A 24,698-nucleotide genomic window follows, 5' to 3' on the forward strand; every position below is an offset into this window, starting at 1 on the left:
CCACCCCCGCACAACCCTGCCCCGAGCAAGCCGACCACGTAATCGGCGAATCCACCCTGCCCCGAAACCACATCGGATCAAATCTATTCAACTGCGATCAACACGAACCGCATCGGTGGATCGAGGCTAAGTGCCCCTCGTCGTTAATTCGTCGGGGGTTACGCGGCCGTGGGGAGTGTTCCGTGGCTGGCGAGGCGTTTGAGTAGGGAATCGAGGTCTTTCTTGGTGTATCGCCAGTTGAACGGTCGGGCGCCGAGGTTGTAGTGCTCCTGGAACGCGACGAGCCGGTCTGCGACATCGTCCAGGTCGTAGAAGTCGTTTGGGGTGACGACCTTGCGCTGCACGATCGAGAAGTAGATCTCTATCTGGTTCAACCAGCTGGCGTGGATCGGCAGGTGGACCAGCCTGGCGGTGGGCCACGTGTCGCTCAGCCGGTCGATGGACGCCTGCCCGCGGTGGGAGGAGCCGTTGTCCACGATCCAGAACACCCGCTCTGCTGAGGCGTAGGGTTCGCTGGTCATGACCTGCTCGACCAGCCGGGCGAACGGCGCCAGCCCGGTCGAGGGCTCGCAGCGGCTGAACACCTTGCCGTGGTGCACGTCCAACGCTGCCAGATAGGCCAGGGCGCCGCCGCGTTCGTACTCGTGCTCCACGCGCATCAGCCTCGACCGGCCAGGTGGCAGGGTCGGGTGGCAGCGGCAGCGGGCCTGGACCGAGGTCTTCTCATCCGCGCTGATCACATGGTCACCCTCCCCGAGGGGGTGCCCGTCCCACCTGCGTGCGTACAGGTCCAGCACGGTACTGGCCTTGGCGGCGAAGTCAGGGTCCCGAGGGAAGATCCACGACCGGTGCCGCCAGGGTTTGATCGCATCAGCGGCCAGCCAGCGGGCCACCGTCGCCGCCGAGATGTCCGCCACCACGCCGGCGGCTACCGCCTCGCCCGCCAGATCGTCGGCGCTCCACCGCGACAGCGGCACCCCACGCTCGGCCGGCAACTCACACGCGAGGGCTTTGACCTGCGCAGCCTGTACATCGGTGAACCGGCGCGGCCGGCCAGAACGCGGCGCGTCCGCCAACCCATCGAGACGCCGCCGCAAGAACCGGACCCGCCACTTACGCACCGTGTCCACGTGCACCCGCTGACCGGCAGCGATCGCGGTGTTGCTGGCGCCTTCGGCGGCGGCGAGGACGATCCGGGCCCGCACGACGAGGCGGTACGAGGTCGTGGGTCGGCGAGCCAACCCTTGCAGACTGGCACGCTCATCGGCGCGCAAAACAATCGAGTAGGGGCTTGACGGGGACATCGGCATGTTCTGCCACCCGCACCGCCACCGTGCCGAACCGACACGCCGCAGCAATCGTGGGACACGATAACCCCGTGGCCAAGCCTCCACCCGAGTCGACCAGGACCAGCCTGCGTCAACGGCTGAGCGCGCACGCCCGCACACACTGGCCGGACCTGACCGCCGTAGCCGTACGCTATCGCGGCGTCTTCGCCTACATCGACGGACAACTGACCGACGGCACCACGCTGCCGCTGTGCCGACTCCGCTACTGCGGTTCCGCCAGCAGGTGGGGCTTCGCGATCTACCTGGCCAGCCGCGGCAGCTACCAGGACTCGGTTCTACCCAGCGGACTGCACGCCGGCGATCCGGAAGAAGCCCTCGACTGCGCCTGCGGCCTCTACCTCAACGACCCCACCGCCTGACACGATCCCTGACGAATTAACGACGAGGGGCGCTTAGCCTGTTGTAAGGCTCAGGCCCAAGCTGATCGGGCCTACCTGCGAGAGCCGCTGCCTGCGCTCCCCTACGACCCTGTCCTTCCCTCGTCGAGGGCGCGGCGGCCAGCGGCCGGCGTAGGCCCGGTGGAGCGGACCGGGGTGTCCAGAACTCTGCCAACAGCTTCGCGGACCGCGCGCCTTCGAGCAATTCTTGGGCGTGTTCACTGTCAACGCCACGGCTCTTCGGGGTTGCCGGTTCGCCGATTGTGGTGGTCCAACAGCCTGGACAGCAGCTCGGTCAACCGCTGTCGCTCCTCGGGTGAAAGCGGAGCCAGCAGTTCGTCCTGGGTTTCGGCCAGCCGCTTCTCCAGTCGCCGCAGCTGCCGCTTGCCTGCGGCGGTCAGCGAGACGATGTTGCGCCGCCGATCGGAGGGGTCCGAGGCGCGCTCGACCAGTTTGCGATCGGCGAGCTCGTTGATCGTCGCGACCATGTCGCTGAGGTGGATGCCGCTACGGCGGCCCAGCGCGGCCTGGCTGGCCGGGCCGAACTGCTCCAGCGTCGCCAGCAGGCGGTAGTGGTAGCCGCGGGTGCCGACGGACGAGAACCCCTCGGCCACCAGGTGGTGCGCATGGCTGGCAGTCTGGGTGAGCAGCCAGCTGGGCAGGCTCTCCCAGGTGGCGGGCGTCTTCTCGGGTGGATTCTCCATGTGACAAGTCTAACGAATCGTTGGGAGCCCTAACGATTGCGGTATCGTTTAGTCAGCAAACGTTAGCTGTTCGAACGTTCGGGCGCTGAAGAAACCCCCTGGAGTCAAGACCATGATCAAACCGTTCCGCATCGACATCCCCCAGACCGACCTCGACGACCTGACCGACCGGCTCTCCCGCACCCGTTGGCCCAACGAGGTCGCCGACGCCCGGTGGGACTACGGCTTCCCGCTGGCGCGGCTCAAGGAACTGGCCGAATACTGGCGCACCGGCTACGACTGGCGCGAGCACGAGGCCAAGCTCAACGAGCTTCCACACTTCACCACCGAGGTCGACGGCCAGAACATCCACTTCGTCCACGTCCGGTCATCCAAACCGGACGCGCTCGCGCTCATCCTCACCCACGGCTGGCCCGGTTCGTTCCTGGAGTTCCTCGACGTGATCGAACCGCTGTCCCGCGACTTCCACCTGGTGATTCCGTCAATCCCGGGATTCGGCTTCTCCGGGCCGACCCACGAACGCGGCTGGGATGTCGCCCGGATCGCGCGGGCCTGGGCTGAACTGATGCGCCGCCTCGGGTACGAGCGCTATGGCGCGCAGGGCGGTGACTTCGGCTCGGGTATCTCAACGGCGCTCGGCGGGGTGGCACCCGAGCAGGTCGTCGGCGTGCACATCAACTACCTGCCGACCCGGCCGGTCCCGGACGCCAACATTGAACTGTCCGAAACGGATGAAGCCCGGCTGGACAAGGTCAGGCAGCTGATGGCGAACCGTCCGCCGTACCAGGCTCTGCAGGCCACCACCCCGCAAACCATCGGCTACGCGCTGACCGACTCGCCGGTCGGCCAGCTGGTCTGGATCGCCGAGCGCTTCGCACAGTGGACGGACCCTCGCTCGCCGATCAGTGACGAGCGGATGCTCACCAACATCTCGCTGTACTGGCTGACCGCCACCGCAGCTTCCTCGCCGCGGCTGCTCCGCGAGGGTCTGGGGCGGATCGAGCCGTGCCGGGTACCGGTTGGCGTGGCGGTGCTCCCGCACGACATCACACAGTCGGTGCGACCACTGGCCGAGCGGCTGTACGACATCAGGCACTGGTCGGAGTTCGACCGCGGCGGCCACTTCGCCGCGATGGAGGTACCGGAGCTGCTCGCCGAGGACATCCGGGACTTCTTCCTAACCCAAGACAAGTGACACGAACGTTAGCAAGTCGAACTACTTGAGGAGGCCATCATGACCAGCACCGAAACCCTGATCCACGCACTCGCCGACCGCGCCGAACTTGCCGACCTGGTCGCCCGCCACAGCTTGTGGATCGACGAGGGCCGCTACGGCGAGACCGACCGGCTCTTCACCGGGGATGTCGTCGTCAAGTCCCCACGCGGGGAGGCCCGCGGCATCGAGGCGCTCATCGAACTCGTGCGCTCGGGCCACGACACGTACGTCCGCACCCTGCACAGCAAGTCCAACCTTGTCATCGAGGTCGACGGCGAGACCGCCAAGGTGCGGGCCCACGACATCGCCGTGTTCGTCATCGACGACAAGACCGAGGCCATCGCGGCCGGGTTCCACCACTACGGGGCGCGCCGCACCGAGCACGGCTGGCGCTTCGACCACCTCGTCGTCACCCCGGTCGCACTGACCGAAGCCCTCGACCGGGCCCTCTAAAAGACACTGTTGGTCGCGGATTCCTGGGGTACCCCAGGAATCCGCGACCAACAGGCCGTTCACCTTCGCCGAGTCCAGCCGCAGCGTCATGCCCTTGGCACCGACACAGAGGCCCTTGAAAGCCCATCGGCAGCGCTCCGGCGTCGAGCCCGCTCACGCTCGCCGCATAACCCCGACGAATTAATGGTGAGAGGCACTAAGCCGCGCCGGACAGGTACTCCCTGCGGCGCTGCGGTTCGAACTTCTCGATCGCGTACCGGAGCATGACCCGGGGCATGCTGCGGTAGTGCCGGGCCAGGAACCGCTCCAAGATCCGGCCCCGTTCCGCCTCGTCGCCGCGGTCGAACTTCCGCACCAGGATGAAGAGCGAGGTCAGCCGCTCCTCGTGCACGTCGCTCGTCAGCAGCTCCGTCGCCTCGGCCAGGGAGAGGTGGCGCCAGTACCGCCCGGCCACCCGGCGCTGATCCGGTACCGAGACCCCGATGGCCCGGTCGCCCTCGCCGTACCCGCCCGGGACCATCCGCAGGTACCGGCGTACGCCCTCCGCCCGGCGCGGGTCGGCGAGGTCGGCGAGTGCCTGCCGGACATCCGTGGCCGTGACCATGACTGCCCAACCTACGCGACCGCCGGTGCCCGGTCCGGTGGCCGTGCCGACCGCCGCGCACCATCCGTCACAGCGGTCAGCCGCGTGGGGTCAGGTAGCCGCGGGAGAAGGCGGTGGCCACGGCGGCGGCCCGGTCGTTGACGCCGAGTTTCGCGTACACGTGCAGCAGGTGGGTCTTGACCGTCGCCTCGCTGATGAACAACTGCTTTGCCGCCTCGCGGTTCGTGCAGCCGCCGGCGATCAGCTCCAGCACCTCCAGTTCGCGCTGGGAGAGCGGCTCCGAGGCGGGCTGCCGGAGCTGTCCCATCAGCCGGGTCGCGACGGCGGGGGAGAGCACCGCCTGTCCCCGCGCGGCCGCCTCCACCGCGCGGAACAACTCCTCCCGGGGCGCGTCCTTGAGCAGGTAGCCGGTGGCGCCGGCCTCGATGGCGGGCAGCACGTCGCTGTCCGTGTCGTACGTGGTGAGCACGAGCACCCGAGCCGGTATCCCGCGTCGGGCCAGTTCCCTGATCGCGGTGACGCCGTCGGTCCTCGGCATCCGCAGGTCCATCAGGATCACGTCGGGTCGGAGCCGCTCCCCGGCGGCGACGGCCTCGGCACCGTCGCCGGCCTCGCCGAGCACCTCGAAGCGCGGGTCGGCGCTGAACATGCCCCGCAACCCGTCCCGGACCACCGGATGGTCGTCGACGATCAGCAGTGAGATCACCGGGCACCTCCAGCCGGGATCGCCGGCAGCGACGCGGAGATCGCGGTGCCGCCGCCCGGCTCCGACTCGATGTCGAGGCGGCCCGCGAGGCGTTGTACCCGCTGCCGCATGCCGGCGAGCCCGAACCCGCCGTCCGGAGATCCGTGGCCGCGCTTCGCCTCGGGGTCGAAACCCACCCCGTCGTCGCGTACGTCGAGGGTCACCAGGTCCTCCATGTAGGACAGGGTCAGCCCGACCCGGCTGGCCTTCGCGTGCTTGGCCACGTTGGCGAGTGCCTCCTGCACGGCCCGCAGCAGCGTCACCTCGACCTCGGCGTGCATCGGCCGAGGATCGCCGGTGGTGGTCAGCAGGGCGTCCACGTGGTTCACCTCCGACCAGCGTCGGGCCACGTCGTTGATCGCGTCCGGCAGCCGGGCCTCGACGAGCACCTCCGGCTGCACCGCGTGCACCGTACGGCGGGCCTCGGCGAGGCTCTCCCGGGCCAGGTTCATCGCGTTCGTCACGTGTCGGCGCCACGTCGACGGTTCGTCCATGGTCTGTTCGGCGGCCTGGAGCTGGGTGAGGATGCCGGCGAGCCCCTGGGCGAGGGTGTCGTGGATCTCCCGGGCCATCCGCTGCCGCTCGTCGAGCACCCCGGCCTCCCGGGCCTGGACCAGCAGTTGCGCGTGCAGACCGGCGTTCTCGCCCAGCGCCGCCTCCAGCTTGACGTTCGCCTCGTGCAGCTCGGTCAGCGCCTGTTTCTGCCGGTCGTTACGTTGGTCGGACAGCACGGCGAAGTAGAAGAACGCGCCGGCCAGCACGACGCTGACCGCGCTGATCGCGATCCACTCCCGCCACGCCCCGTCGATGATGTTGGCCGCCCCGCCCAGGTACCCCACCGCCGAGATCATCGCCGTGGTCGCGACGCCGGCGTACCGCCAGCGGCCCTTCAGGTACAGGAACGCCTGGGGGTAGCCGACGAAGGTGAAGATGGTGAAGAAGGGGGCGATCGCCACCAGGCCGGCGGCCAGGACCATCAGGCCCGAGTAGTAGAGGCCCATCAGCGGGCGGTTCTGGTGCCACTCCGGGTGGAGGGTGTGGAAACAGAGCAGCCAGAGCACGGTAGCGAGCACGAGGCCGAGTACCGCCGGGACGTGCATCGGCCGTTCCCAGGTCGGCCGCAGCAGCGTGAGGAGGGCGCTCGCCACCAGGAGGAGGTACGGAAGGACCTTGAAGAGCGCGATCTCCCGGCGCTCCCAGCGGTCGAACTCCGCACGCAGTTCCGCCTCGATGCTCACCATCACTCCCAGCGGAAGTACCGCGCGGCCAACCCACCGGCCACGATCGTCCAGCCCAGCATGACCGCCAGGTGCAGCGGTTGCGGCCAGTGCCCGGCCGTGGCGTCCTGCAATGCTTGCACACCCGCGCCGAGCGGGGTGAGGTCGCTGATCGTGCGCAGCACGTCGTTCATGTTGTCGCGGGGCAGCCAGAGGCCGGCGAAGAAGACGATCGGGAAGAAGAGCACGGTCCCGACCGCGGTGGCACTCTTGCCACTCGGCGCGAGCGAGGCGACGAGCAGACCGATCGCGAACATCGCCAGCGCGGCCAGCAGGTAGCCCAGCAGGTAGGCCGCCGGCTGCCCGGGCAGGCGTACGTCGAACGCCAGCCGGCCGACGGCCAGCACGACCGCCATCGTCAGCACGGACAGGATCGTGGACATCAGCAGCTGGGCGCCGAGCATCATCGCGGGCTTGACCGGGGTGGTCCGCATGCGTCGCAGCACACCCTTCTCCCGGTACGAGGCGAAGAGCTGGGACAGGCTGTTGAGCGCGAACATGGCGAGGCTCATCGCGACGACGATCGGCACGTACAGGTCGATCACCCGTAGGCCGCCGAGGGACTGGTCGGGTTCCCGGAACGAGGGGATCGCCCCGAAGATGGCGAGCAGGATCGGGGGGAAGGCGAGTGCGAAGAACACGATCATCGGCTCGCGGAAGAACAGCCGGGTTTCGGTGACGGTGAGGCGGGAGAGGGTGGACACGGTGTTCTCCTCAGGCTTCGACGGGTCGGCCGGTGAGTGCCACGAAGGCGTCCTCGAGTGAGGCCTGCTCGACGCGCAGGTCGGCGGCGACGACCTGGTTCCGGGCGAGCACGGTGGTGACCGCGAGCAGCAGGTTTCCGGTGCCGGTCACCACGAGCTGGTTGCCGGCCCGCTCCACCAAGGTGACCTCGGGCAGCGCGGTCAGCAGGGCGTGGTCCAGTGGCGCCGACGGCCGGAACCGGATCCGCTGCCGGTCGTCGATCCTCGCGACCAGCCCGGCCGGGGTGTCGAGCGCGACGAGGCGACCCGAGTCGATCACGGCGAGCCGGTCGCAGAGCCGTTCCGCCTCCTCCATGAAGTGCGTGACGAGCAGGATCGTCACGCCCCGGTCGCGGACGTCCTCGATCAGGTCCCAGGTGTCGCGTCGGGCCTGCGGGTCCAGGCCGGTGGTGAGTTCGTCCAGCACCGCGACCCTCGGGTTGCCGACCAGCGCGAGTGCGATCGACAGCCGCTGCTTCTGCCCGCCCGACAGTCGCCGGAACTGCGTGCCGAGCTTGTCGTCGAGACGCAGGGTGTCGACCAGTTCGCGCCAGTCGGCCGGCTCGCGGTAGAAGGAGCTGAACAGCTCCAGCGCCTCGCGGACGGTGAGTTTGTCGGGCAGTTCACTTTCCTGTAGTTGGGCGCCGAGCAGCTGTCGCAGCTCGCCGGTGTCGTGTCGCGGGTTGATGCCACAGACCTGGACGGCGCCGCCGTCCGGGGTACGCAGCCCCTCGACACACTCGACGGTGGTGGTCTTACCGGCCCCGTTGGGACCCAGGATGCCGAAGATCTCGCCCGGCTCGACGGCGAAGCTGACCCCGTCCACCACGGTGCGGTCGCCGTAGCGCTTGACGAGGCCGTCTACCTCGATGATTGCCATACCGGAAGCCTGCCGGCCGTGTCCCGGCGTCGAATCGACCACGCGGCCACGGCCGGCGCGGGCCCCGGTGGGTCCGCCGGTCAACCGATCGATGGATGCCGGGTCAGCCTGGCGCGCGTCGGAGCGGGGCATTTGACAGCACCATAGCTACCGGCTATCTAATAGCGGTCCGGAACGGAGAGGAGCGCCCGGGTGCAGGACGTGGTGCTGGCCATGCTGGCGAAGGAACCGGCGTACGGGTACGAGCTGCGCAGCCGGATGCGGGACGCCCTCGGCCCGGTCGGCGACACGATGAACGCCGGGCAGATCTACGTGGCGCTGGCCCGGCTGGACAGGGCCGGACTGGTGACCTCAGAGCGGGCTGACGGCCTGCCGGACCGGCCCGACCGCCGGGTCTACGCGCTGACCCCGGCCGGACAGCAGCGGGTCGCCGGCTGGTTGGCCGAGGTGAGCTGGCCGAAGCCTGACCTTGCGGAGTTCCACCTGAAGCTGGTGGCCGCCGCGGCCGGCCGGCTGGCTGATCCCGTGGCACTGATCGACGCGCAGCGGCGGGAACTGCTGCGCCGGCTGCGCGACAGTCAGCGGGCGGCGCTCGACCGGTCGGTGGATCCGGTCGCCGGGGTACTGCTGGAGGGCGTCGTGCTGCGACTGAGGGCCGACCTGGAGTGGCTGGAGGCCTGCGAGCGTATGTGGACAGAGCGTGATCGGGCTGGACGGAAGGCAGAGGCATGACCGGATCGACGGCGCTGCGGGCGCGCCGGCTGACCATGCGGTACGGCGCGAACAACACACTGGTGCGCGCGGTCGACGAGGTGAACCTGGACGTGCCCGCCGGACAGACAGTGGCGATCATGGGCCCGAGCGGCTGCGGCAAGTCCACCCTGCTGCACCTGCTCGGCGGACTGCAGCGGCCGACCGGCGGTCAGGTGTGGTTGGGCGAACACCGGATCGACACGATGGGCGAACGGGCCCTGGCCCGGCTGCGGCGGGACAACCTCGGGTTCGTCTTCCAGTCGTTCCACCTCATGGACGAGCTCACCGCGGTGGAGAACGTCGAGCTGGCCGCGCTGCTGGCCGGCCAGCCGCCCCGCCGGGCCCGGCGACGTGCACTGCACCTGCTGGACCGGGTCGGACTGGCCGACCGGGCCACCCACCTGCCCTCGGCGCTCTCCGGCGGCCAGCGCCAACGGGTCGCCATCGCCCGCGCGCTGAGCAACGAGCCGCAGGTCGTGCTGGCCGACGAACCGACCGGCAACCTGGACAGCGCCGCCACCCTGGAGGTGCTGCGGCTGTTCGAGGAGTTGCACGCCGTGGGTCAGACCCTCGTGGTGGTCACCCACGACGCCCGCATCGCCGCGGTCGCCGACCGGGTGATCTCCATGCGCGACGGGGCGTTCGTCGACGACAACCTGCTCGCCGGCAGCGGCAGCGGCGCTGCCACCGGCACCGTCTACGACGGGCGGCGCTGACATGTCGGGCCGCCTGCTGCTCGTCTGCCGACTGCTGGTCCGGGACCTGCGCCGCCGCCGGACCGAAACCGTCCTGCTCCTGGTCGCCGTCACCGCCGCCACCGCCACGCTGACCCTCGGCCTCACCCTCAACGAGATCGCCGGGCGGCCGTACGAGCAGACCCGGACCGCCACCGCCGGCCCGGACGTGATCGTGACGCCCCGGGCCACCGGTCAGGCCGCGTTGGACGAACTCGCCGCGCGGACCACCGCGGCCGGCGTCACCGACCACAGCGGCCCCTTCCCGATCGCCTACCTGACGATGACGGCCGGTGGCACGTCCGCGCACGCCGTCGTCGAGGGCCGGGACACCGCGCCCGTGTCGATCAACCGTCCCGCCGTGACCGACGGCACCTGGGTACGCCCCGGCGGCGTGGTCGTCGAGCGTGCCTTCGCCGACGCCCTCGGCGTCCGCGTCGACGACACGGTCGAGATCGACGGCCATCCGCTGCGGGTGATCGGGACTGCGGTCACCGCCGCGAGAGCGACCTATCCGTACGCCGGGTGGCACTACCCCGGCAGCGTCCTGGTCGAGCGCGGCGGCCTGGTCTGGGTCGACCGCGGCGACATGGCCACGCTTGCGGGTGGCAAACCGCTGTCGTACACCCTCAACCTCAAGCTCGCCGACCCGGCGGCCAGCAGCACGTACCCCCTCGGCGACCAACTCACCACCTGGCAGGCGATCGACTACCTCAACGGTCGGCTGTACAGCGACGCACAGACCGCGCTGCTCGTCGGCAGCTGGCTGCTCGGCGGCCTTGCGCTGGCCGGGGTCGCCGGCATCGTCGCGGGCCGGATCATCGGCCAGCGTCGCCGGGTGGGGCTGCTCAAGGCCGTCGGTGCCGGACCAGCCATGATCGCCGCCGTCCACCTCGCGGAGTACCTCGTCATCGGGCTGACCGCCGCCACCACGGGGCTGGCCGCAGGCTGGTTCGCCGCACCCGTGCTGATCCGGCCCAGCGTCGGACTCATCGGCTCCGTGAACGCCCAGCCACCCACGCTGCGCATAGTGCTCGCCGCCACGGCTCTCGCCCTCACGATCGCGGTGGCGGCGACCCTGGTACCGGTGGTGCGCGCTGCCGCCACCAGCACCGCCCACGCGTTGGCCGACGCCGCAACACCACCGCGACGCCGACGATGGCGAATCTGGCTGTCGCGGCAACTGCCCACCGCCCTGCTGATCGGGGTGCGGATCAACGCCCGTCGGCCACGCCGCGCCCGGCTGATCACCGTGAACAGCCTGATCACCACGATCGCGGTCGTCTCTGTGCTCTTCATCAACACCCAGGTCGAGCATTTCGACCTCGGCTACACGGAACTCGTCAACCCGCGCAGTCAGCGAAGGGACCAGGCCGTGCTCGTCCTCGTCGTCATACTGTGCGTCCTCGTGCTCATCAACACCGTCGTGAACACCTGGACCGCGGTCCTCGACGCCCGGCAGCCGCTGGCGGTCGCGCGGACCCTCGGCGCCACGCCCGGACAGGCCGGCGTGGGCCTGGCGGTGGCGCAACTGCTTCCCGCGATACCCGGCGTCGTCGCGGGGATCCCGGCCGCCGTCGGGCTCCTGACGTTCGTCAGCCGTACCGAGATCCAGTACCCGCCCACGTCCTGGCTGGTCGCCAGCGCACTCGGAGTCCTGCTCGCCATCGCCGCGCTCACCGCCATCCCCGCGGTGGTCGCCGCTCGGCGCCCGGTCGTGGAGACACTCCGGTCCGCGGCCGCCTGACGGGCGGGAACCGCGCACGGGCGGGGATCTGCGATCCTCGCGGGGGTGTGGAGACGGTCGACGCGGTGGAATGCGGCGGAGCGGCGGGTACGTGAGGCGTTCGCCCGGGGGATCGAGGTCGACCTGACCGACGCCGAGCCGGTCCGGGCCGAGGTGCTGGTGGACCTGCTCACCGCCCCCGGCAGTCCGCCCCGGGCGGCGGTACGACTGCGGGGGGCCCGGGTCGTCGGTCGGCTCGACCTGGGCGCCGTCGCGGTCGGCGTACCGGTGCGGTTCGACGGCTGCGAGTTCGCGGCCGTGCCGGAGTTGGGCGAGGCGAGCCTGGTGAACCTGGTCCTCACCGGCTGTGTCCTGCCCGGACTGTCGGCCCGGCTCGCGGAGGTACGCGGCGACCTGGTGCTGGTCGACTGCGAGGTCGGCGGGCTGGTGGACCTGCGGGACGCCCGGATCGGCGGCAACCTCGACCTCGACGGGGCGAGGCTGCGCCGGCTCGGAGGGGTCGCGCTCGACGGTGACCGGCTGACCGTGACCGGCAGCCTCACCGCCCGGTACGGCTTCACCGCCGACGGCGAGCTGCTCCTGGTCCACGCCCGGATCGGCAGTCAGCTCAACCTGACCGGAGCCCGGCTGCGCAACCCGGGCGGCTTCGCGGTGAACCTCGGCGGAGCCCAGGTGCGCACACTGTGGCTGACCTGCGCCGCCCCGCCGGAGGGCCGGGTCCGGCTTTCCGGCGTGCAGGCCGAGTCGATCTTCGACGATCCGGCCTCCTGGCCGGCGGAACTCGACCTGATCGGCTGCACGTACCAGCTGCTGATCGCGAGGAGGCCGGGCGGGCCGGGCGATCCGCTGCCGGTGCTGCCGGTCCGTGTCCGGGCCCGTCTGGACTGGTTGCGCCGCAGCCCGGAGGGGTACGTCCCGCAGCCGTACGAGCAGTTGGCGGAGGCGTACCGGCGGGGTGGGCAGGAGGTGGAGGCGCGCCGGGTGCTGCTGGAACGGCAGCGACGTCGCCGGGCGACCCTGCGGCTGCCGGGGCGGCTGTTCGGCTACCTGCTCGACGGACTCGTCGGGTACGGCTTCCGTACCTGGCTGGCCGGGATCTGGCTGGTCGGCTTCTGGGCGCTCGGCACGGCCAGCTTCGTCCTCGACCCGTCGGTACCCCGGAATCCGGCCGAGGCGCCGGCGCACAACCCGACGCTGCAGGCGCTCGACCTGCTGCTGCCGATCGTGAACCTGGGCCACGACAACGCCTGGAAGCCGTCCGGCGCCACCGAGTACGTCGCCGCGCTGCTGATCATCGCCGGTTGGGTGCTCACCACCGCCGTGGTCGCCGGCCTGACCCGCACCCTGAACCGGTGACGACCGGGTCCGGGGCCCCGCCGCAGCGGCGGTTCACCGGCCGGCGGCCCGAGGCCCGGATCGGAGATCGTTTTACCGAACCGACATCGAACTGTCTCGTACGCTCAACACCCGACTCGTCTGCTCTGCACATCCCCGCGTCCGGGCCTTTGAGCGCCGCCGCCCGGACAACTCCCCCACGAGAGGGCGTACGCGTGTTCCAGTCCGCCGTGCCACCCCGGCCCCGGCCCGTCCTGCGGGTCGCGCTCCTCGCCACCGTCCTGGTCAGCGCCGCCGCGCTGGTCACCGCGTCCCTCGGCACCCCGACCGAGGCGACCGGACGGCACCGGCCGTTCCCGATCGACCTCGAACGTGCCGGCATCCCCCAACTGCAGGCGGCCCTCGCCACCCGCCGGATCACCTCCGAGGAACTCGTCGAGGCGTACCTGGCGCGGATCCGGATGCTGAACAGCAACGGGCCGGGGCTGAACGCGGTCCGGGTCGTCGCCCGGGACGCGGTCGCCCAGGCGAAGCAGGCCGACCAGGAGCGTCGCAAGGGTCGCGCCCGGGGGCCGATGCACGGCATCCCGGTGCTGATCAAGGACAACATCGACCTGTCGGGGCTGCCCACCACCGCCGGGGCACTGGCCCTGGCGGACTCGTACCCGGCGAAGGACGCCTTCCTGGTCAGCCGGCTGCGGGCGGCCGGCGCGGTCATCCTCGGTAAGACCAACCTGACCGAGTTCGCCAACTTCACCACCAGCGGCATGCCGTCCGGCTACAGCGGGCTCGGCGGCCAGGTACTCAACCCGTACGACGTCAGCCAGACCCCGAGCGGGTCCAGTTCCGGTTCCGGTGCGGCTGCCGCCGCCGCGCTCGCCACCGTCACCGTCGGCACCGAGACCTCCGGCTCGATCCTCAGCCCGTCGGCGGCGAACTCCCTGGTCGGGGTGAAACCGACGGTCGGTCTGGTCAGCCGGACCGGGGTGGTGCCGATCGCGGCCAGCCAGGACACTGCCGGCCCGATGACCCGCACCGTCTACGACGCGGCCGCGCTGCTCACCGCGCTGACCGGGATCGACCCGGAGGATCCGGTGACCCGGACCAGCACCGGGGTGGTCGGCACCGACTACACGAAGGCGCTCTCCACCACCGCCCTGGCCGGCAAGCGGATCGGGGTGGCCAGCGCGCCGACCGGCAACCAGGGGGTGCTGTTCGCCGAGGCACTCGACGTGCTCCGGGCCCGGGGCGCCACGGTGGTGCCGGTGACGGTGAGCACCGGCGGGCTGCCGCCGAGCATCCTGACGTACGAGTTCAAGCGGGACCTGAACGCCTACCTGGCCCGGCTGCCCCGCAACGCGCCGATGAAAACCCTCGACGACGTGGTCCGGTGGAACCTGGCGCACGTCGACGAGGGCAGCGTGAAGTTCGGCCAGACCCAACTGGTCGCCTCGAACGAGGTCGACCTGACCGACCCAACGGCCCGGGCCGCGTACGAGACCAGCCGCGACACCGGCATCACCACCGCCCGCGAGCGGATCGACTCGGTGCTGGCCGCCGAGAACCTGGACGCCGTCGTCTTCGTCGGCAGCGGGTCGGCCGGGATCGGTGCCCGCGCCCAGTACCCGTCGGTCGCCGTGCCGATCGGGTACGACCCGGCGAACGGGCGCCCGGTCGGGATGTCGTTCCTGGGCACCGCCTGGACCGAGGCGGAACTGCTGGCCCTCGCCTACGACTACGAGCAGGCGTCGCTCAGGTGGCGTCCGCCGTCACAGGTCAACCCGTCGCTGTTCCGGTGCGCCGACGTCGCCGACCGCGCGCGGAGCTGCGCCCCGTAGCCGCTCCCGGCGGCCCCGGCCGATCCCGCTGGCCGACGGTCGGGGCCGCCTCCGGCACGACTGTCTGACCCTTTCCGGCACCGCCGCCCGGCGCTCGTCGAGTTGGCCGGTCGCATCCTGCTGGGGCTGCCGCCGAACGCGCTGCTGGTCTGAGCGCTGACCGGCGGCCAGCCCGGTGCCCGGGGTCCCCGCCAGATCCGGAGGGGACCCCGGCGTTCCGGCCGGACATGCGCGGGTCCCGGACTGGGTAGCACGGTGGGGGCAACCCGTACGACATCCGGGAGGACAGCATGCGGATCGGTTACTTCCTGTCCAGCGAGGAGTACGCCCCGGCCGAACTGCTGGAACAGGCCAGTGGCGCCGAGCGGGCCGGGTTCGAGGCGCTCTGGATCTCCGACCACTACCATCCCTGGGTCGACGCGCAGGGACAGAGCGCCTTCGTCTGGTCGATGATCGGCGCGCTGAGCCAGGTCTGCCGGCTGCCGGTGACGACCGCGGTCACCTGCCCCACCGTACGGATCCATCCGGCGGTCATCGCCCAGGCGGCGGCGACCAGCGCGGTGCTGCACCAGGGGCGGTTCGTGCTCGGGGTCGGCACCGGCGAGGCGCTCAACGAGCACATCTTCGGCGACCCGTGGCCGAGCGCGGACGTCCGGCTGGAGATGCTGGAGGAGGCGGTGGAGGGGCCGAAGGCGGTCGACCTGGCGGCCCGGATCGGGGACGGCTACGTCAGCACCATGCCCGACGGCGACCTGGTGAAACGGTTCCGGGACGGCGGCGGTGGCGACAAGCCCTGCCAGGCCGGGTTCAAGGCCGCCTTCGCCGACAGCGCCCAGGAGGGGGCCCGGATCGCGTACGAGCGCTGGCCGAACGCGGGCGTGCCGGGTGACCTGTCCCAGGTGCTGCCCTCGCCCCGACACTTCGAGCAGGCGTCCGAGCTGGTCACCGAGGAGATGGTGGGCAAGGCGTTCGTCTGCGGCAACGATCCGCAGGCACACCTGGAGATGATCGACAAATACCGGCAGGCCGGCTTCGACGAGGTCTACGTCGCCAACACCGGCCCGCACTACCAGGGCCCGTTCGACCTGTACGCCAAGCACGTCCTGCCCGAGCTGCGTTGATCGCCGTCACGGGTGGCCGGGGGGCGGCCCGTACGGGTTCCACCGGCGCCCGGCTGTTCCGGCGTCGGGGTGCCCGGCCGGGCGACCTTGACCGCGCTGTTCGGGTCGGGCAGTTCCGGCACGGTCAGGACGAGGTCACGGGCCAGTTGCCCGACCACCAACACCCGGGGAGCCGCCATCGTCTCCCGCTACCCAGAACCCGGCCGTCGTACTCCGGCGGACCCGTTCGGCCGCCGCCTCGCCGGGCCGGCTGGTCGGCCCGGCGATTGAGTTTCGTGGCGATCGGGTAGCAGGACCGGACAGCCAACGAACCTTTCTCAACCTGAACCGGGAGCGTTTGCGCCCCGACTTCCACCGGCGGCCACGACGGACCGCAAGGAGGGGTTCAAAAAGGTTCGATGACCCGCTGAAGGAGGCCCGTCATGGGTATCGGCACGAGCATCTTCCTGATCGCACTCGGCGCGATCCTCACCTTCGCGTTGAACGCCAGCCTCGGTGGCCTGGACCTAGACGTCGTCGGCTGGATCCTGATGGCCGCCGGCGTGCTCGGCCTGATCATGACCACCCTGATCTGGGGCCGGCGCCGCTCCGTGGTGACCACGGCGGAGCCGACCGAGTACCGCCGGGTGGAGGAGCGGCGGGACGTGGCGCCGCCGCTGTAGGGACCGGACCGCGGCAGGGGACCGGACCGGGGGCGGCCGGTCCCCTCACCGGGTCACCGGGTGCTGGCCGCCAACTCCTCCTCGACGGCGGTGACGAAGGTGCCGACCACCCGCCGTCGGATCGGTACGTCCGCGGTGGCCAGCGACATCGACCAGTACAGCTCCGCGCCGCGCAGCCGGTGCGGGTGTAGCCGGCTGTCGTCCAGCGGTATCGACGCCGGCACCAGCGCCACCCCGAGCCCCGCCTGGACGTAGGCCGGGATCGAGGTCACGTCGGCGATCTCCAGGATGATCGAACGCCGTACCGCCGCCCGGGCGAACGCGTCGTCGACCACCGCCCGGTTGCCGAAGCCGAGCGGCGAGTCGATCCACCGTTCCCCGGCCAGTTCGGCGAGCGACACGTCCGGTACGGCCGCCAGCGGGTGCTCCGGTGGCAGGATCAGCCGCAGCGGAACCCGGGTCAACTGCCGGACCGTCACCCCGGGCGGCGGTGGCCCGTTGAGGGATACGAATGCCACATCAAGTTCACCTTCGGTGAGGGCGCGGACGAGGCCCACCGATCCGTCGGGAAAGGCCCGCATGCTGACCGTCACCGCTGGATGTCGGGACTGGAACCGGCCCAGCAGCCGGGGCAGGTCGATCGGCTGCATCGTGGTCATGGTGCCGACCGCCAGCGGTCCGCGAAGCCCGGCCTGCGTCTCCCGGACGGCCTGCCGGGCGGTCGCCGCGGCGGCGAGGGTGGTCCGGGCCTCCGGCAGCAGGGCGTGGCCCGCGTCGGTGAGCACCGCCCGCCGGGCCGTCCGGGTGAACAGGGTGGCGCCGAGTTCCGCCTCCAGGGCCCGCAGGGTGCTGCTGACCCCGGACTGAACGAGGCGGAGCCGGTCGCCGGCGGCGGTGAGGGTGCCCTCCTCGGCGATCGCCAGGAAGACCTCCAGGTGGCGCAGTTCCATCCGAACGCCCCTTCCCATCTGCAACCGAGATGGAAGCTAGCACAAACAATCGTTGTTCATGCTGGGTTGGCCGAGGCATCGTCGAGCCCGTGGCTCAACCCCTGGCGAGGAGAGAAAACGTGGTTTCGCAGGTCATCGACGTACGTCCGGCTGTGCCGCCAGCAGCGCCGCCGTCCGTACCGTCGACACCGTCGGTGGGCCGGCACCGGGCAGGATTCTGGATCGTCGCCTTCGCGTTTGTCGTCGCGATGGCGTTCTCCACCGCACCGACCCCGCTCTGGACCCTCTACCGGCAACGTGACCACTTCTCCACCACGATGGTGACCGTCGCCTTCGCCGCCTACGCCGTCGGCGTGGTGGTCAGCCTCTTCCTCGCCGGCCACGTCTCCGACTGGCTCGGCCGACGCCGGGTACTCGTGCCGGCGATCCTGCTCGAGGTCGTCGCCGCGGTCCTCTTCCTGCTCTGGCCCGACCTGCCCGGCCTGGTCCTCGCCCGGGTCATCACCGGCTTCGGCATCGGCATGATCACCGCCACCGCCACCGCACACCTCGCCGAACTGCACGCCGTCGCCCGACCCGACGCGCCACCACTGCGCGCCGGACTGGTCGCCACCGCCGCCAACCTCGGCGGGCTGGCCATCGGCCCACTCGTCGCCGGCCTGCTCGCCCAGTACGTCGACGGCAAGCTGACCGTGCCGTACCTGCTCTTCCTTGTGCTGCTCGTCGGCTCCGCCCTCGGACTGTTCCTGGTGCCGGAGACCGTGCCGCCGGCCCGCAAGGACGGCCAGCCGTACCGCCCGCAGCGGATCGCCGTACCGGCCACCGACCGGATCCGCTACTTCGCGGTCGCCGGTGCCGCCTTCGGCCTTTTTGCGATCCTCGGCCTGTTCACCTCGCTCGCCCCGAGTTTCCTCGCCGCGATCGGCCTGACCTCACCGGTGGTTGCCGGACTGGCCGCGTTCGGGGTCTTCGGCGCGGCGACCGTGGCGCAACTGTTGCTCGGCCGGGTCGCCCCGGCCCGACAACTCACCATCGGCATCCCGGCCACCACCCTCGGCGTGGTGGTGCTGGCGGCCGGCGTGCTGCTCTCCTCCCCGGCCGGGTTCCTGGCCGGCGGACTGATCGCCGGCGGCGGTGCCGGCGTACTGCTCAAGGGCAGCCTGGGCACGGCGGCGACGCTGGCCCCGAGCCACGCCCGCGGTGAGGCGATCGCCGGGGTCTTCCTGACCGCGTACGTCGGTCTCGCCCTCCCGGTGCTCGGCATCGGCTTCGCCACCCGGCTCGGGGTGCCGCTGGCCACCTCGCTGGTCGGCTTCGCCGCCCTGGTGCTGGCGATGATGGCGGTGGTCGCGGCCACCCTGCGCCGGCACCCCGCCGCCACCGCCTGACCAGCCCGGCATACTCGGGACGTGGACAGCACCCGCCCGGCCGGCAACGGTGCCGGATGACCGCCCTCTGGACCCGGCTGTTCGGCAGCGACCTGCCGGTGATCGGTGCCCCGATGGCCGGCGGAGGCAGCACCCCCGCCCTGGTGTCGGCGGTCACCGACGCCGGCGGCTTCGCCTTCCTGGCCGCCGGCTACCAGAGCCCGGAAACGCTCGCCGCCCGGATGACCGAGCTGCGTCGCACCGGTACGCCGTTCGGGGTGAACGTCTTCGTCCCCGGCACCGACCGGATCAGCGAGCCGGAGTTCCGGCGGTACGCCCGCGAACTCGCCCCCGAGGGTGAACCGTACGGCCTGGACCTGGCGAACGCGCCACTGGTCGAGGACGACGACCACTGGCGGGACAAGCTGGACCTGCTGCTCGCCGATCCGGTGCCGGTGGTCAGCTTCACCTTCGGCCTGCCGGAATTGCCGACGGTCCGGGCGTTGCGTCGGGCCGGCAGCCGGGTCCTCGCCACGGTCACCACCCTGGCGGAGGCGCGCGCCGCCCGCGACCTCGGCGTCGACGGCCTCGTCGCACAGAGCACCGAGGCGGGCGGGCACAGCGGCACCCACGACCCGGGTCGGCCGATGCCACCGACCACCGTCGAGCGGCTGCTCGACGAGTTCGGGCCGGCGACCGGGCTGCCGGTGGTGGTCGCCGGCGGGGTCGACGGGCCGGAACGGGTCCGTCGACTGGTCGCCGCCGGAGCGGCCGGGGTGCTGGTCGGCACCCTGCTGCTGCGTACCGACGAGAGCGGCGCGAGCCGGCCGCACCGGGACGCGCTGGCCGACCCGGCGGGCACCGGAACCGTACTGACCCGGGTCTTCACCGGCCGTCCGGCCCGGGCCCTGCGCAACGGGCTCGTCGACCGGCACCAGACGTCGGCGCCGCTCGGTTATCCGGCTATCCACCACCTGACCCGGGAACTGCGCGCGGCGGCGGTCCGCGCCGACGAACCGGATCTGGTGCACCTGTGGGCCGGCACCGGCTACCGCAACGCCCGGACCGGCCCCGCCGCCGACGTGGTCGCCGCGTTGACCGCGACGATGTGAGGCGGGGCCGCGACGGTGGTCATGGACGCCGAAGGTGCCTGCCGGAGTGGCCGGAGTTTCAGACGATCCTCGCGTCGCTCACCCGGAACCTGAAGCCGCCGACATTGCACGGGTCGTACTTTCCGGTGGCGGAATCATAAAGGCAGGTCTTGGCGTAGATGGTGCTGTCTTCGTAGTAATTCTTGTTGCAGACCGCCCAGGACGGGGCGCCGTGGTTGTTCTTGCACTCGCCGGTCCGATAGAGCGTTCCGTTGCGGTAGTTGTACCAGACCACAACAACGGACTTGCCGTCCTTGACGTTGTCGAGAATCCACCACCTGTCGCCCTCCGCCTGGAATACGGCGAGGTGGTTGGACGTGTTGTTGACGCTCTGGACCCAGTGACCCGAAGCCCCGTAGTTGGGCGACGCGGTGGTGTAGGTGCCGACGTTCTTCTCGTACGAGACAGCGGCGGCCGGAGAGGAAACCGCCATCACGACCGCGATGCTCGCGGCGACTGATGCCAGGACACGCACAAGGGTTCGAGCTGTCACGGAAGATTTCCTTCAGGAAATGAAGGGGCGGGGGAACTGGCTGCCGGGTGAGACCCAAGTCGAGCTGCTGTGACTTCTTGCCTAGCCGGAAAGTTAATCGAGGCGTACGGGGGTCGTCGAGCATGCTGGTCGATCCTTGAGTGAACCTTGAGTCGGATTCATTGGGGATACCGAGAGCGGGTACGGGTACGGCTGGTTCCTCGGCGCGATGGCCGGGGAGGAGTGGGTGCACCACTCCGGCGAGAACACCGGGTTCAGGGCGTTCGATGCCTGGTCGGAGCGCTCGGACCGACAGGTTGTCATGCTGAGCAACCAGGACCGGACCGACGCCGCGGCCGTCACCGCGATCCTGACCACCACAGCCGGTCACTGACGACCGGCGTCGCCGTCCGGGGACGCGGTCAGTCCCGGGCCGTGTAGCCGCTGGCCTGGAGTTCGAAGAGCTCGTGGTACAGCCCGCCGGCGACCATCAGCTGACTGTGGTTGCCCTCCTCGATCAGCCGTCCGTCCCGCAGGACGTAGATCCGGTCGGCGTGCCGGACGTTCGCCAGCCGGTGCGTGATCAGGACGACCGCCCGCTCGGGATGCCGACGGAACTGCTGGAACAGGGCGTGTTCGGCCCGGGCGTCGAGAGCCGCGGAGGGTTCGTCACAGATCAGCAGCTGCCCGTTCCGGTAGAGGCCCCGGGCGGCGACCAGCCGCTGCCACTGCCCGCCGGAAAGGTCTTGCCCGTCCTTGAAGCGTCGATCGAGCAGGGTCTCGTAGCCGTGTGGCAGCTCATCGATCATCTCGTGCGCGGATGCGGCCGTCGCCGCCGTCACCACGGTCGGTCCAGTCTCGTGCGGCCGGTCGTGCCGGCCGACGGCGATGTTCTGTCGGGCGGTGAACGGGAACTTCCACCAGTCCTGGCTGAGCACCGCGATGTGGGAGCCGATGCTGGCCGGAGCGAAGGCGGTGACGTCAACTCCGTCCCACCGGATCGTGCCGCTGGTGGGCTGGTAGAGGTTGGCGAGTAGCTTGGCCAGGGTGGTCTTGCCCGAGCCGTTCTCGCCGACCAGGGCGATCACCTCACCTCGCCGCACCGTGAGGCTGACCTTGTCCACCGCCGGGCGCTCGGTGTCCGGATAGCTGAGGGTGACCTCCTCGACGTCGATCCGTTCGAAGCCGGCGACGGGTCGGCCACCGCCGGCCGGGGTCCGACTCTCCGCCCGTTCCACGAAGGTTAGGAAGTCCCGATAGTAGAGCGCGTCCTCGTAGAGCGAGTTAGTCGCGTGGATGGTGGTGTTCAGGCTGGTCCGGGCGGCCTGGAGGGCGAGCAGCGCGGTGGCGGCGGCGGCCAGCGGAATGGCCCCGGCCAGCAGTAGCCAACCGAGTACGGCGTAGACGGCGAAGGTGGCCAGACCAGTGAGGGAGGTGCCGACCACCCGGCTCGACGTCTGGGACCTGACCAGCCTCAGTTGCGCCGCAGTCTCCAACCGCATGACCCGCCGGTACTCGCCGACCAGAAAGCCTCGCATCTGGTAGGTCCGTACCTCGACTGCGGTGTGCCGGTTCGCCATCAGATGTGCCAACATCCACATCCGGCGTCGTCGGGTGAGCCGGGCGAGTAGCGCGAGGTACTCGCGGCGGGCGATCCGGACCGCGGTGATGGCGGCCGGTACGGCCGCGATCAGCAGGCAGGGCAGCAGCAGCGGCTGGATCACGGTGACCGCGACAGCGGTGGCCACCACCCCGACCAGACCGGTGATCAGGTCGACGGTGTCGTTGACGATCGAGGTTGCCTCGTAGATGCCCCGGTCCCGGGCCCGGTCCATCTCCTCGGAGAAGCCGGCGTCGTCGAAGGCGGCGAGGTCGACCGCCGTGGTGGCCTCGAAGAGTCGTAGTTCGACCTGATAGTTGATCTGCGGCATCAGGCGGGCCTGGGCCCAGCCGGCGGCGATGGTCAGACCGCCCTTGGCCATCACAGCGAGTGCGGCCACTGCCAAGCTCGGCGCGGCGGCCCGGATCCGGTCCGGAGTGGGCGCGGAGGCGAAGAGTTCCCGCAGGACGGTGCTGGTGGCGAGCAGCCCGAATGTGATCATCACTCCGGCGACGATGTTCAGCCCGATCGCGGCCAGGGTGTCGACGGGGCTCACCCGCCAGGCCAGGGCCACGGCCTCCCGGACGAGTCGGGGCAGGTTCCGGGCGACCGCCCAGAAGCTCGTCTCCGCCAGCGCGTTGGCGTGGTACATCCAGTCGGCTTCCGCCAGGTCGGGCAGCACCTCCGTGCCACCGGCGCCCCCGGTGTCGCCGTCGGGCCGGTCGCCACGCGGTTCGCCGGCCGGCTCGGGTGGATCGGCCTCGGGTGGAACGGCCGGCTCGCTCGGGTCCGCCAACCGGGTCGGGTCCGCCGGCTCGGCCGACCGCTGTCTGACGTGAGCTCGTGTCGGTTCCATCGCGCTCCTCCAGGAATCCGAGCCGGCCGTGCACCACTCCTGACCGCGCCGTCACGGAGGGTTGCGTGCACACTACGATTTGGCGTTGTCGCGGCCAACCGTTCCCGGCGCGCCTCGTCTGCGGATAACGCGGAAAGCACCCCTGGACCGACCGTCACCCGGCCGTTACCTGATCCTGGTTAGGTGCCGGACATGCGCAACGGTGGTACGCGGTCCGCCCGCGGTGGGGGACCGGTGCACCGGTTCTACAGCGTGACGGTGTTTGTCGTGCTCGCCTCGCTGGACAACGTCGCCATCGGGCTCGTGCCGCCGCTGTACGACTCCATCGCCCCCGACCTGGGCGTCGAACGGGCGGCGGTCGGGCTGGTCACCGCGGCCAGCTTCCTGGTCAGCGCGCTCGCCGCGGTCGGCTGGGCGTACGTCGGAGACCGGAGCAACCGTAAACCGCTGCTCATGATCGGCACCCTGCTCTGGGCCGCCGGCACCGCCGGCAGCGGCCTCGTCTCGGCGTACCCGCTGTTCTTCTCCGCCCAGGTGGTGGCCGCGATCGGCCTGGGCGCGGTCGGCTCGGTCGGCTTCTCCGTGGTCACCGACCTGGTCACCCCGCGCCGCCGAGGTCTGGTGCTCAGCTTCTGGGGACTCTCCCAGGGGGTCGGCACGCTGGCCGGCACCCTGGTCGGCGGCATCCTCGGCGCCCAGGACTGGCGTCGACCGTTCCTGCTGCTCAGCGCGGTGGGGGTGGCCGCGACCCTGGCCTACCTGCTGACCTACGACATCCGGCGCGGCCAGAGCGAGCCGGAGCTGTCCGGCGCGCTGGCCGCCGGCGGCGACTACGACTACCGGATCAGCCGGGCAGACCTGCCGACGATCCTGGCGCGCCGGACCAACCGGTGGCTCATCCTGCAGGGGCTCACCGCGCAGGTGGCGTTCGGCTCCCTGGTCTGGCTACCGGCACTGTTCCGGGAACGGGCCGAGGACCAGGGCTTCTCGACCGCCACCGCCACCGTCGTCGGCAGCGTCTTCGCCGTACTGTTCCAGCTCGGCGGGGTGCTCTCCATCGTCGGCGGACTGGTCGGCGACGCCGTGCAACGCCGTACGCCCCGGGGCCGGGCCCTGGTCGCGGCGATCGGTGTGCTCGCCGCCGTGCCGTTCTACCTCGTCCTCTTCTTCGTGCCGATCCGGATCGACGTGCCCGACGGGGCCTCGGCGGGCACCGTGGTGCTGGCCGTACTTGGCAGTGTTTTCACCGAGCCGACGGTCGGGTTCAGCCTGCTGACCGCCCTGGTCGCACTGGGCCTGACCTCGGCGAACTCGCCGAACTGGTTCGCCCTGATCGCCGACGTCAATCCGCCCGAGCACCGGGGCACCGTCTACAGCCTCGGCAACCTCGTCAACGGGGCCGGCCGGGCGGTCGGCAACGGGCTGATCGGGGTGGCCGCCCAGGCGCTGCGTTCGGCCTTCCCACCGCCGTTGAACTTCGCCGTCGGGCTGGCCGCGTTCCAGCTGTTCTTCATCCCCACCGGCATCATGTACTGGCTCGCCTCCCGTACCGCGCCCCGCGACATCCAGCGGGTCCACGACCTGCTCAGCGAACGCGCCGAGGAGGTTGTTCCGGACCAGCATCCGGCCCGGCCCGGGGAGACGCCGGGGTTGGGGCCGGATCGCCCACGACGGGATCAAGCCTGACCGCCCCTGGCTGGCGGACGGCGGGGTTGGGGCCGGATCGCCCACGACGGGATCAAGCCTGACCGCCCAGAGTGGGTG

Annotated in this window: 24 protein-coding genes; 14 read left to right on the forward strand and 10 right to left on the reverse strand. The window is 70.8% G+C overall.

What is annotated here, in order from left to right:
* Positions 1-158: 158 nt before the first annotated feature.
* On the reverse strand, positions 159-1,205 hold the full coding sequence (locus ABGB05_RS35580; protein WP_347658394.1) for an IS630 family transposase: 1,047 nt from the start codon (positions 1,203-1,205) through the stop codon (positions 159-161).
* Positions 1,206-1,378: 173 nt separating this feature from the next.
* Here ABGB05_RS35580 and ABGB05_RS35585 point away from each other — a divergent pair, with 173 nt between their 5' ends.
* Complete coding sequence (locus ABGB05_RS35585; RefSeq protein ID WP_347658395.1) at positions 1,379-1,708, forward strand: hypothetical protein; 330 nt, start codon at positions 1,379-1,381, stop codon at positions 1,706-1,708.
* 242 nt (positions 1,709-1,950) lie between these two features.
* On the opposite strand, the gene ABGB05_RS35590 is transcribed toward ABGB05_RS35585, so the two are convergent.
* On the reverse strand, positions 1,951-2,430 hold the full coding sequence (locus tag ABGB05_RS35590) for a MarR family transcriptional regulator (RefSeq protein ID WP_347658396.1): 480 nt from the start codon (positions 2,428-2,430) through the stop codon (positions 1,951-1,953).
* Positions 2,431-2,542: 112 nt separating this feature from the next.
* On the opposite strand from ABGB05_RS35590, the gene ABGB05_RS35595 reads away from it, so the two are divergent.
* Together ABGB05_RS35595 and ABGB05_RS35600 are read left to right on the forward strand one after the other, a co-directional pair.
* Positions 2,543-3,625 carry an epoxide hydrolase family protein gene (locus ABGB05_RS35595; protein WP_347658397.1) on the forward strand — a complete coding sequence of 361 codons (1,083 nt, stop codon included), beginning with the start codon at positions 2,543-2,545 and terminating at the stop codon, positions 3,623-3,625.
* Between the two features lie 39 nt (positions 3,626-3,664).
* Entirely contained in the window at positions 3,665-4,099 is a 435-nt protein-coding gene (locus tag ABGB05_RS35600) for a nuclear transport factor 2 family protein (RefSeq protein WP_347658398.1), read from the forward strand.
* Positions 4,100-4,295: 196 nt separating this feature from the next.
* On the opposite strand, the gene ABGB05_RS35605 is transcribed toward ABGB05_RS35600, so the two are convergent.
* The 5 genes from ABGB05_RS35605 to ABGB05_RS35625 all read right to left on the reverse strand — a co-directional run bounded on the left by ABGB05_RS35605 (position 4,296) and on the right by ABGB05_RS35625 (position 8,348).
* The gene (locus tag ABGB05_RS35605; RefSeq protein WP_347658400.1) at positions 4,296-4,703 is read right to left on the reverse strand and encodes a DNA alkylation repair protein; all 408 of its coding nucleotides are present in this window, start codon (positions 4,701-4,703) and stop codon (positions 4,296-4,298) included.
* Between the two features lie 76 nt (positions 4,704-4,779).
* Positions 4,780-5,409 (reverse strand): response regulator transcription factor, encoded by a 630-nt coding sequence (locus tag ABGB05_RS35610; RefSeq protein ID WP_347658401.1) that lies wholly within the window; start codon positions 5,407-5,409, stop codon positions 4,780-4,782.
* A complete protein-coding gene (locus ABGB05_RS35615; RefSeq protein WP_347658402.1) occupies positions 5,406-6,689 on the reverse strand; it encodes a sensor histidine kinase in 1,284 nt (427 codons plus the stop codon). The genes ABGB05_RS35610 and ABGB05_RS35615 overlap by 4 nt, the downstream gene beginning before the upstream one ends.
* Positions 6,689-7,429: an ABC transporter permease gene (locus ABGB05_RS35620; RefSeq protein WP_347658404.1), complete on the reverse strand. Its 741-nt coding sequence runs from the start codon at positions 7,427-7,429 to the stop codon at positions 6,689-6,691. The genes ABGB05_RS35615 and ABGB05_RS35620 overlap by 1 nt, the downstream gene beginning before the upstream one ends.
* A gap of 10 nt (positions 7,430-7,439) precedes the next feature.
* A complete protein-coding gene (locus ABGB05_RS35625; protein ID WP_347658406.1) occupies positions 7,440-8,348 on the reverse strand; it encodes an ABC transporter ATP-binding protein in 909 nt (302 codons plus the stop codon).
* Between the two features lie 192 nt (positions 8,349-8,540).
* Between ABGB05_RS35625 and ABGB05_RS35630 the strand changes: the two genes are divergently transcribed.
* From ABGB05_RS35630 to ABGB05_RS35660, 7 genes are all read left to right on the forward strand, one after another.
* Positions 8,541-9,080, forward strand: a complete 540-nt coding sequence (locus ABGB05_RS35630) for a PadR family transcriptional regulator (RefSeq protein WP_347658408.1) — start codon at positions 8,541-8,543, stop codon at positions 9,078-9,080.
* Positions 9,077-9,817, forward strand: a complete 741-nt coding sequence (locus tag ABGB05_RS35635; protein ID WP_347658410.1) for an ABC transporter ATP-binding protein — start codon at positions 9,077-9,079, stop codon at positions 9,815-9,817. The genes ABGB05_RS35630 and ABGB05_RS35635 overlap by 4 nt, the downstream gene beginning before the upstream one ends.
* 1 nt (position 9,818) lies before the next feature.
* Positions 9,819-11,582: an FtsX-like permease family protein gene (locus ABGB05_RS35640; protein WP_347658412.1), complete on the forward strand. Its 1,764-nt coding sequence runs from the start codon at positions 9,819-9,821 to the stop codon at positions 11,580-11,582.
* A gap of 45 nt (positions 11,583-11,627) precedes the next feature.
* Complete coding sequence (locus ABGB05_RS35645; RefSeq protein WP_347658414.1) at positions 11,628-12,938, forward strand: hypothetical protein; 1,311 nt, start codon at positions 11,628-11,630, stop codon at positions 12,936-12,938.
* A 194-nt stretch (positions 12,939-13,132) separates the two neighbouring features.
* The gene (locus ABGB05_RS35650; RefSeq protein WP_347658416.1) at positions 13,133-14,755 is read left to right on the forward strand and encodes an amidase family protein; all 1,623 of its coding nucleotides are present in this window, start codon (positions 13,133-13,135) and stop codon (positions 14,753-14,755) included.
* 290 nt (positions 14,756-15,045) lie between these two features.
* The gene (locus ABGB05_RS35655) at positions 15,046-15,876 is read left to right on the forward strand and encodes a TIGR03557 family F420-dependent LLM class oxidoreductase (RefSeq protein ID WP_347658418.1); all 831 of its coding nucleotides are present in this window, start codon (positions 15,046-15,048) and stop codon (positions 15,874-15,876) included.
* Between the two features lie 422 nt (positions 15,877-16,298).
* On the forward strand, positions 16,299-16,538 hold the full coding sequence (locus tag ABGB05_RS35660) for a DUF6458 family protein (protein WP_347658420.1): 240 nt from the start codon (positions 16,299-16,301) through the stop codon (positions 16,536-16,538).
* A 53-nt stretch (positions 16,539-16,591) separates the two neighbouring features.
* Here the strand turns inward: ABGB05_RS35660 and ABGB05_RS35665 are convergent, their stop codons facing one another.
* Complete coding sequence (locus ABGB05_RS35665; RefSeq protein WP_347658423.1) at positions 16,592-17,488, reverse strand: LysR family transcriptional regulator; 897 nt, start codon at positions 17,486-17,488, stop codon at positions 16,592-16,594.
* A 119-nt stretch (positions 17,489-17,607) separates the two neighbouring features.
* On the opposite strand from ABGB05_RS35665, the gene ABGB05_RS35670 reads away from it, so the two are divergent.
* A complete protein-coding gene (locus ABGB05_RS35670; RefSeq protein ID WP_347658425.1) occupies positions 17,608-18,876 on the forward strand; it encodes an MFS transporter in 1,269 nt (422 codons plus the stop codon).
* Between the two features lie 56 nt (positions 18,877-18,932).
* The gene (locus tag ABGB05_RS35675) at positions 18,933-19,967 is read left to right on the forward strand and encodes a nitronate monooxygenase (protein ID WP_347658427.1); all 1,035 of its coding nucleotides are present in this window, start codon (positions 18,933-18,935) and stop codon (positions 19,965-19,967) included.
* A gap of 58 nt (positions 19,968-20,025) precedes the next feature.
* Here the strand turns inward: ABGB05_RS35675 and ABGB05_RS35680 are convergent, their stop codons facing one another.
* Positions 20,026-20,499 carry a hypothetical protein gene (locus tag ABGB05_RS35680; RefSeq protein ID WP_347658429.1) on the reverse strand — a complete coding sequence of 158 codons (474 nt, stop codon included), beginning with the start codon at positions 20,497-20,499 and terminating at the stop codon, positions 20,026-20,028.
* Positions 20,500-20,659: 160 nt separating this feature from the next.
* Between ABGB05_RS35680 and ABGB05_RS35685 the strand changes: the two genes are divergently transcribed.
* Positions 20,660-20,872 (forward strand): serine hydrolase, encoded by a 213-nt coding sequence (locus tag ABGB05_RS35685; protein ID WP_347658435.1) that lies wholly within the window; start codon positions 20,660-20,662, stop codon positions 20,870-20,872.
* A gap of 28 nt (positions 20,873-20,900) precedes the next feature.
* On the opposite strand, the gene ABGB05_RS35690 is transcribed toward ABGB05_RS35685, so the two are convergent.
* The gene (locus ABGB05_RS35690; protein ID WP_347658431.1) at positions 20,901-22,934 is read right to left on the reverse strand and encodes an ABC transporter ATP-binding protein; all 2,034 of its coding nucleotides are present in this window, start codon (positions 22,932-22,934) and stop codon (positions 20,901-20,903) included.
* A 192-nt stretch (positions 22,935-23,126) separates the two neighbouring features.
* Between ABGB05_RS35690 and ABGB05_RS35695 the strand changes: the two genes are divergently transcribed.
* The gene (locus tag ABGB05_RS35695) at positions 23,127-24,620 is read left to right on the forward strand and encodes an MFS transporter (RefSeq protein ID WP_347658433.1); all 1,494 of its coding nucleotides are present in this window, start codon (positions 23,127-23,129) and stop codon (positions 24,618-24,620) included.
* Positions 24,621-24,698 lie beyond the last annotated feature (78 nt).

The organism is Plantactinospora sp. B5E13 (assembly GCF_039871775.1).
Taxonomy (GTDB): Bacteria; Actinomycetota; Actinomycetes; order Mycobacteriales; family Micromonosporaceae; genus Plantactinospora.

Coding starts and splice junctions, on each gene's coding strand:
- ABGB05_RS35695 (WP_347658433.1), top strand. CDS start 23,127: ATGCGCAACGGTGGTACGCGGTCCGCCCGCGGTGGGGGACCGGTGCAC.
- ABGB05_RS35675 (WP_347658427.1), top strand. CDS start 18,933: ATGACCGCCCTCTGGACCCGGCTGTTCGGCAGCGACCTGCCGGTGATC.
- ABGB05_RS35665 (WP_347658423.1), bottom strand. CDS start 17,488: ATGGAACTGCGCCACCTGGAGGTCTTCCTGGCGATCGCCGAGGAGGGC.
- ABGB05_RS35590 (WP_347658396.1), bottom strand. CDS start 2,430: ATGGAGAATCCACCCGAGAAGACGCCCGCCACCTGGGAGAGCCTGCCC.
- ABGB05_RS35595 (WP_347658397.1), top strand. CDS start 2,543: ATGATCAAACCGTTCCGCATCGACATCCCCCAGACCGACCTCGACGAC.
- ABGB05_RS35605 (WP_347658400.1), bottom strand. CDS start 4,703: ATGGTCACGGCCACGGATGTCCGGCAGGCACTCGCCGACCTCGCCGAC.
- ABGB05_RS35660 (WP_347658420.1), top strand. CDS start 16,299: ATGGGTATCGGCACGAGCATCTTCCTGATCGCACTCGGCGCGATCCTC.
- ABGB05_RS35615 (WP_347658402.1), bottom strand. CDS start 6,689: ATGGTGAGCATCGAGGCGGAACTGCGTGCGGAGTTCGACCGCTGGGAG.
- ABGB05_RS35655 (WP_347658418.1), top strand. CDS start 15,046: ATGCGGATCGGTTACTTCCTGTCCAGCGAGGAGTACGCCCCGGCCGAA.
- ABGB05_RS35600 (WP_347658398.1), top strand. CDS start 3,665: ATGACCAGCACCGAAACCCTGATCCACGCACTCGCCGACCGCGCCGAA.
- ABGB05_RS35640 (WP_347658412.1), top strand. CDS start 9,819: ATGTCGGGCCGCCTGCTGCTCGTCTGCCGACTGCTGGTCCGGGACCTG.
- ABGB05_RS35625 (WP_347658406.1), bottom strand. CDS start 8,348: ATGGCAATCATCGAGGTAGACGGCCTCGTCAAGCGCTACGGCGACCGC.
- ABGB05_RS35690 (WP_347658431.1), bottom strand. CDS start 22,934: ATGGAACCGACACGAGCTCACGTCAGACAGCGGTCGGCCGAGCCGGCG.
- ABGB05_RS35635 (WP_347658410.1), top strand. CDS start 9,077: ATGACCGGATCGACGGCGCTGCGGGCGCGCCGGCTGACCATGCGGTAC.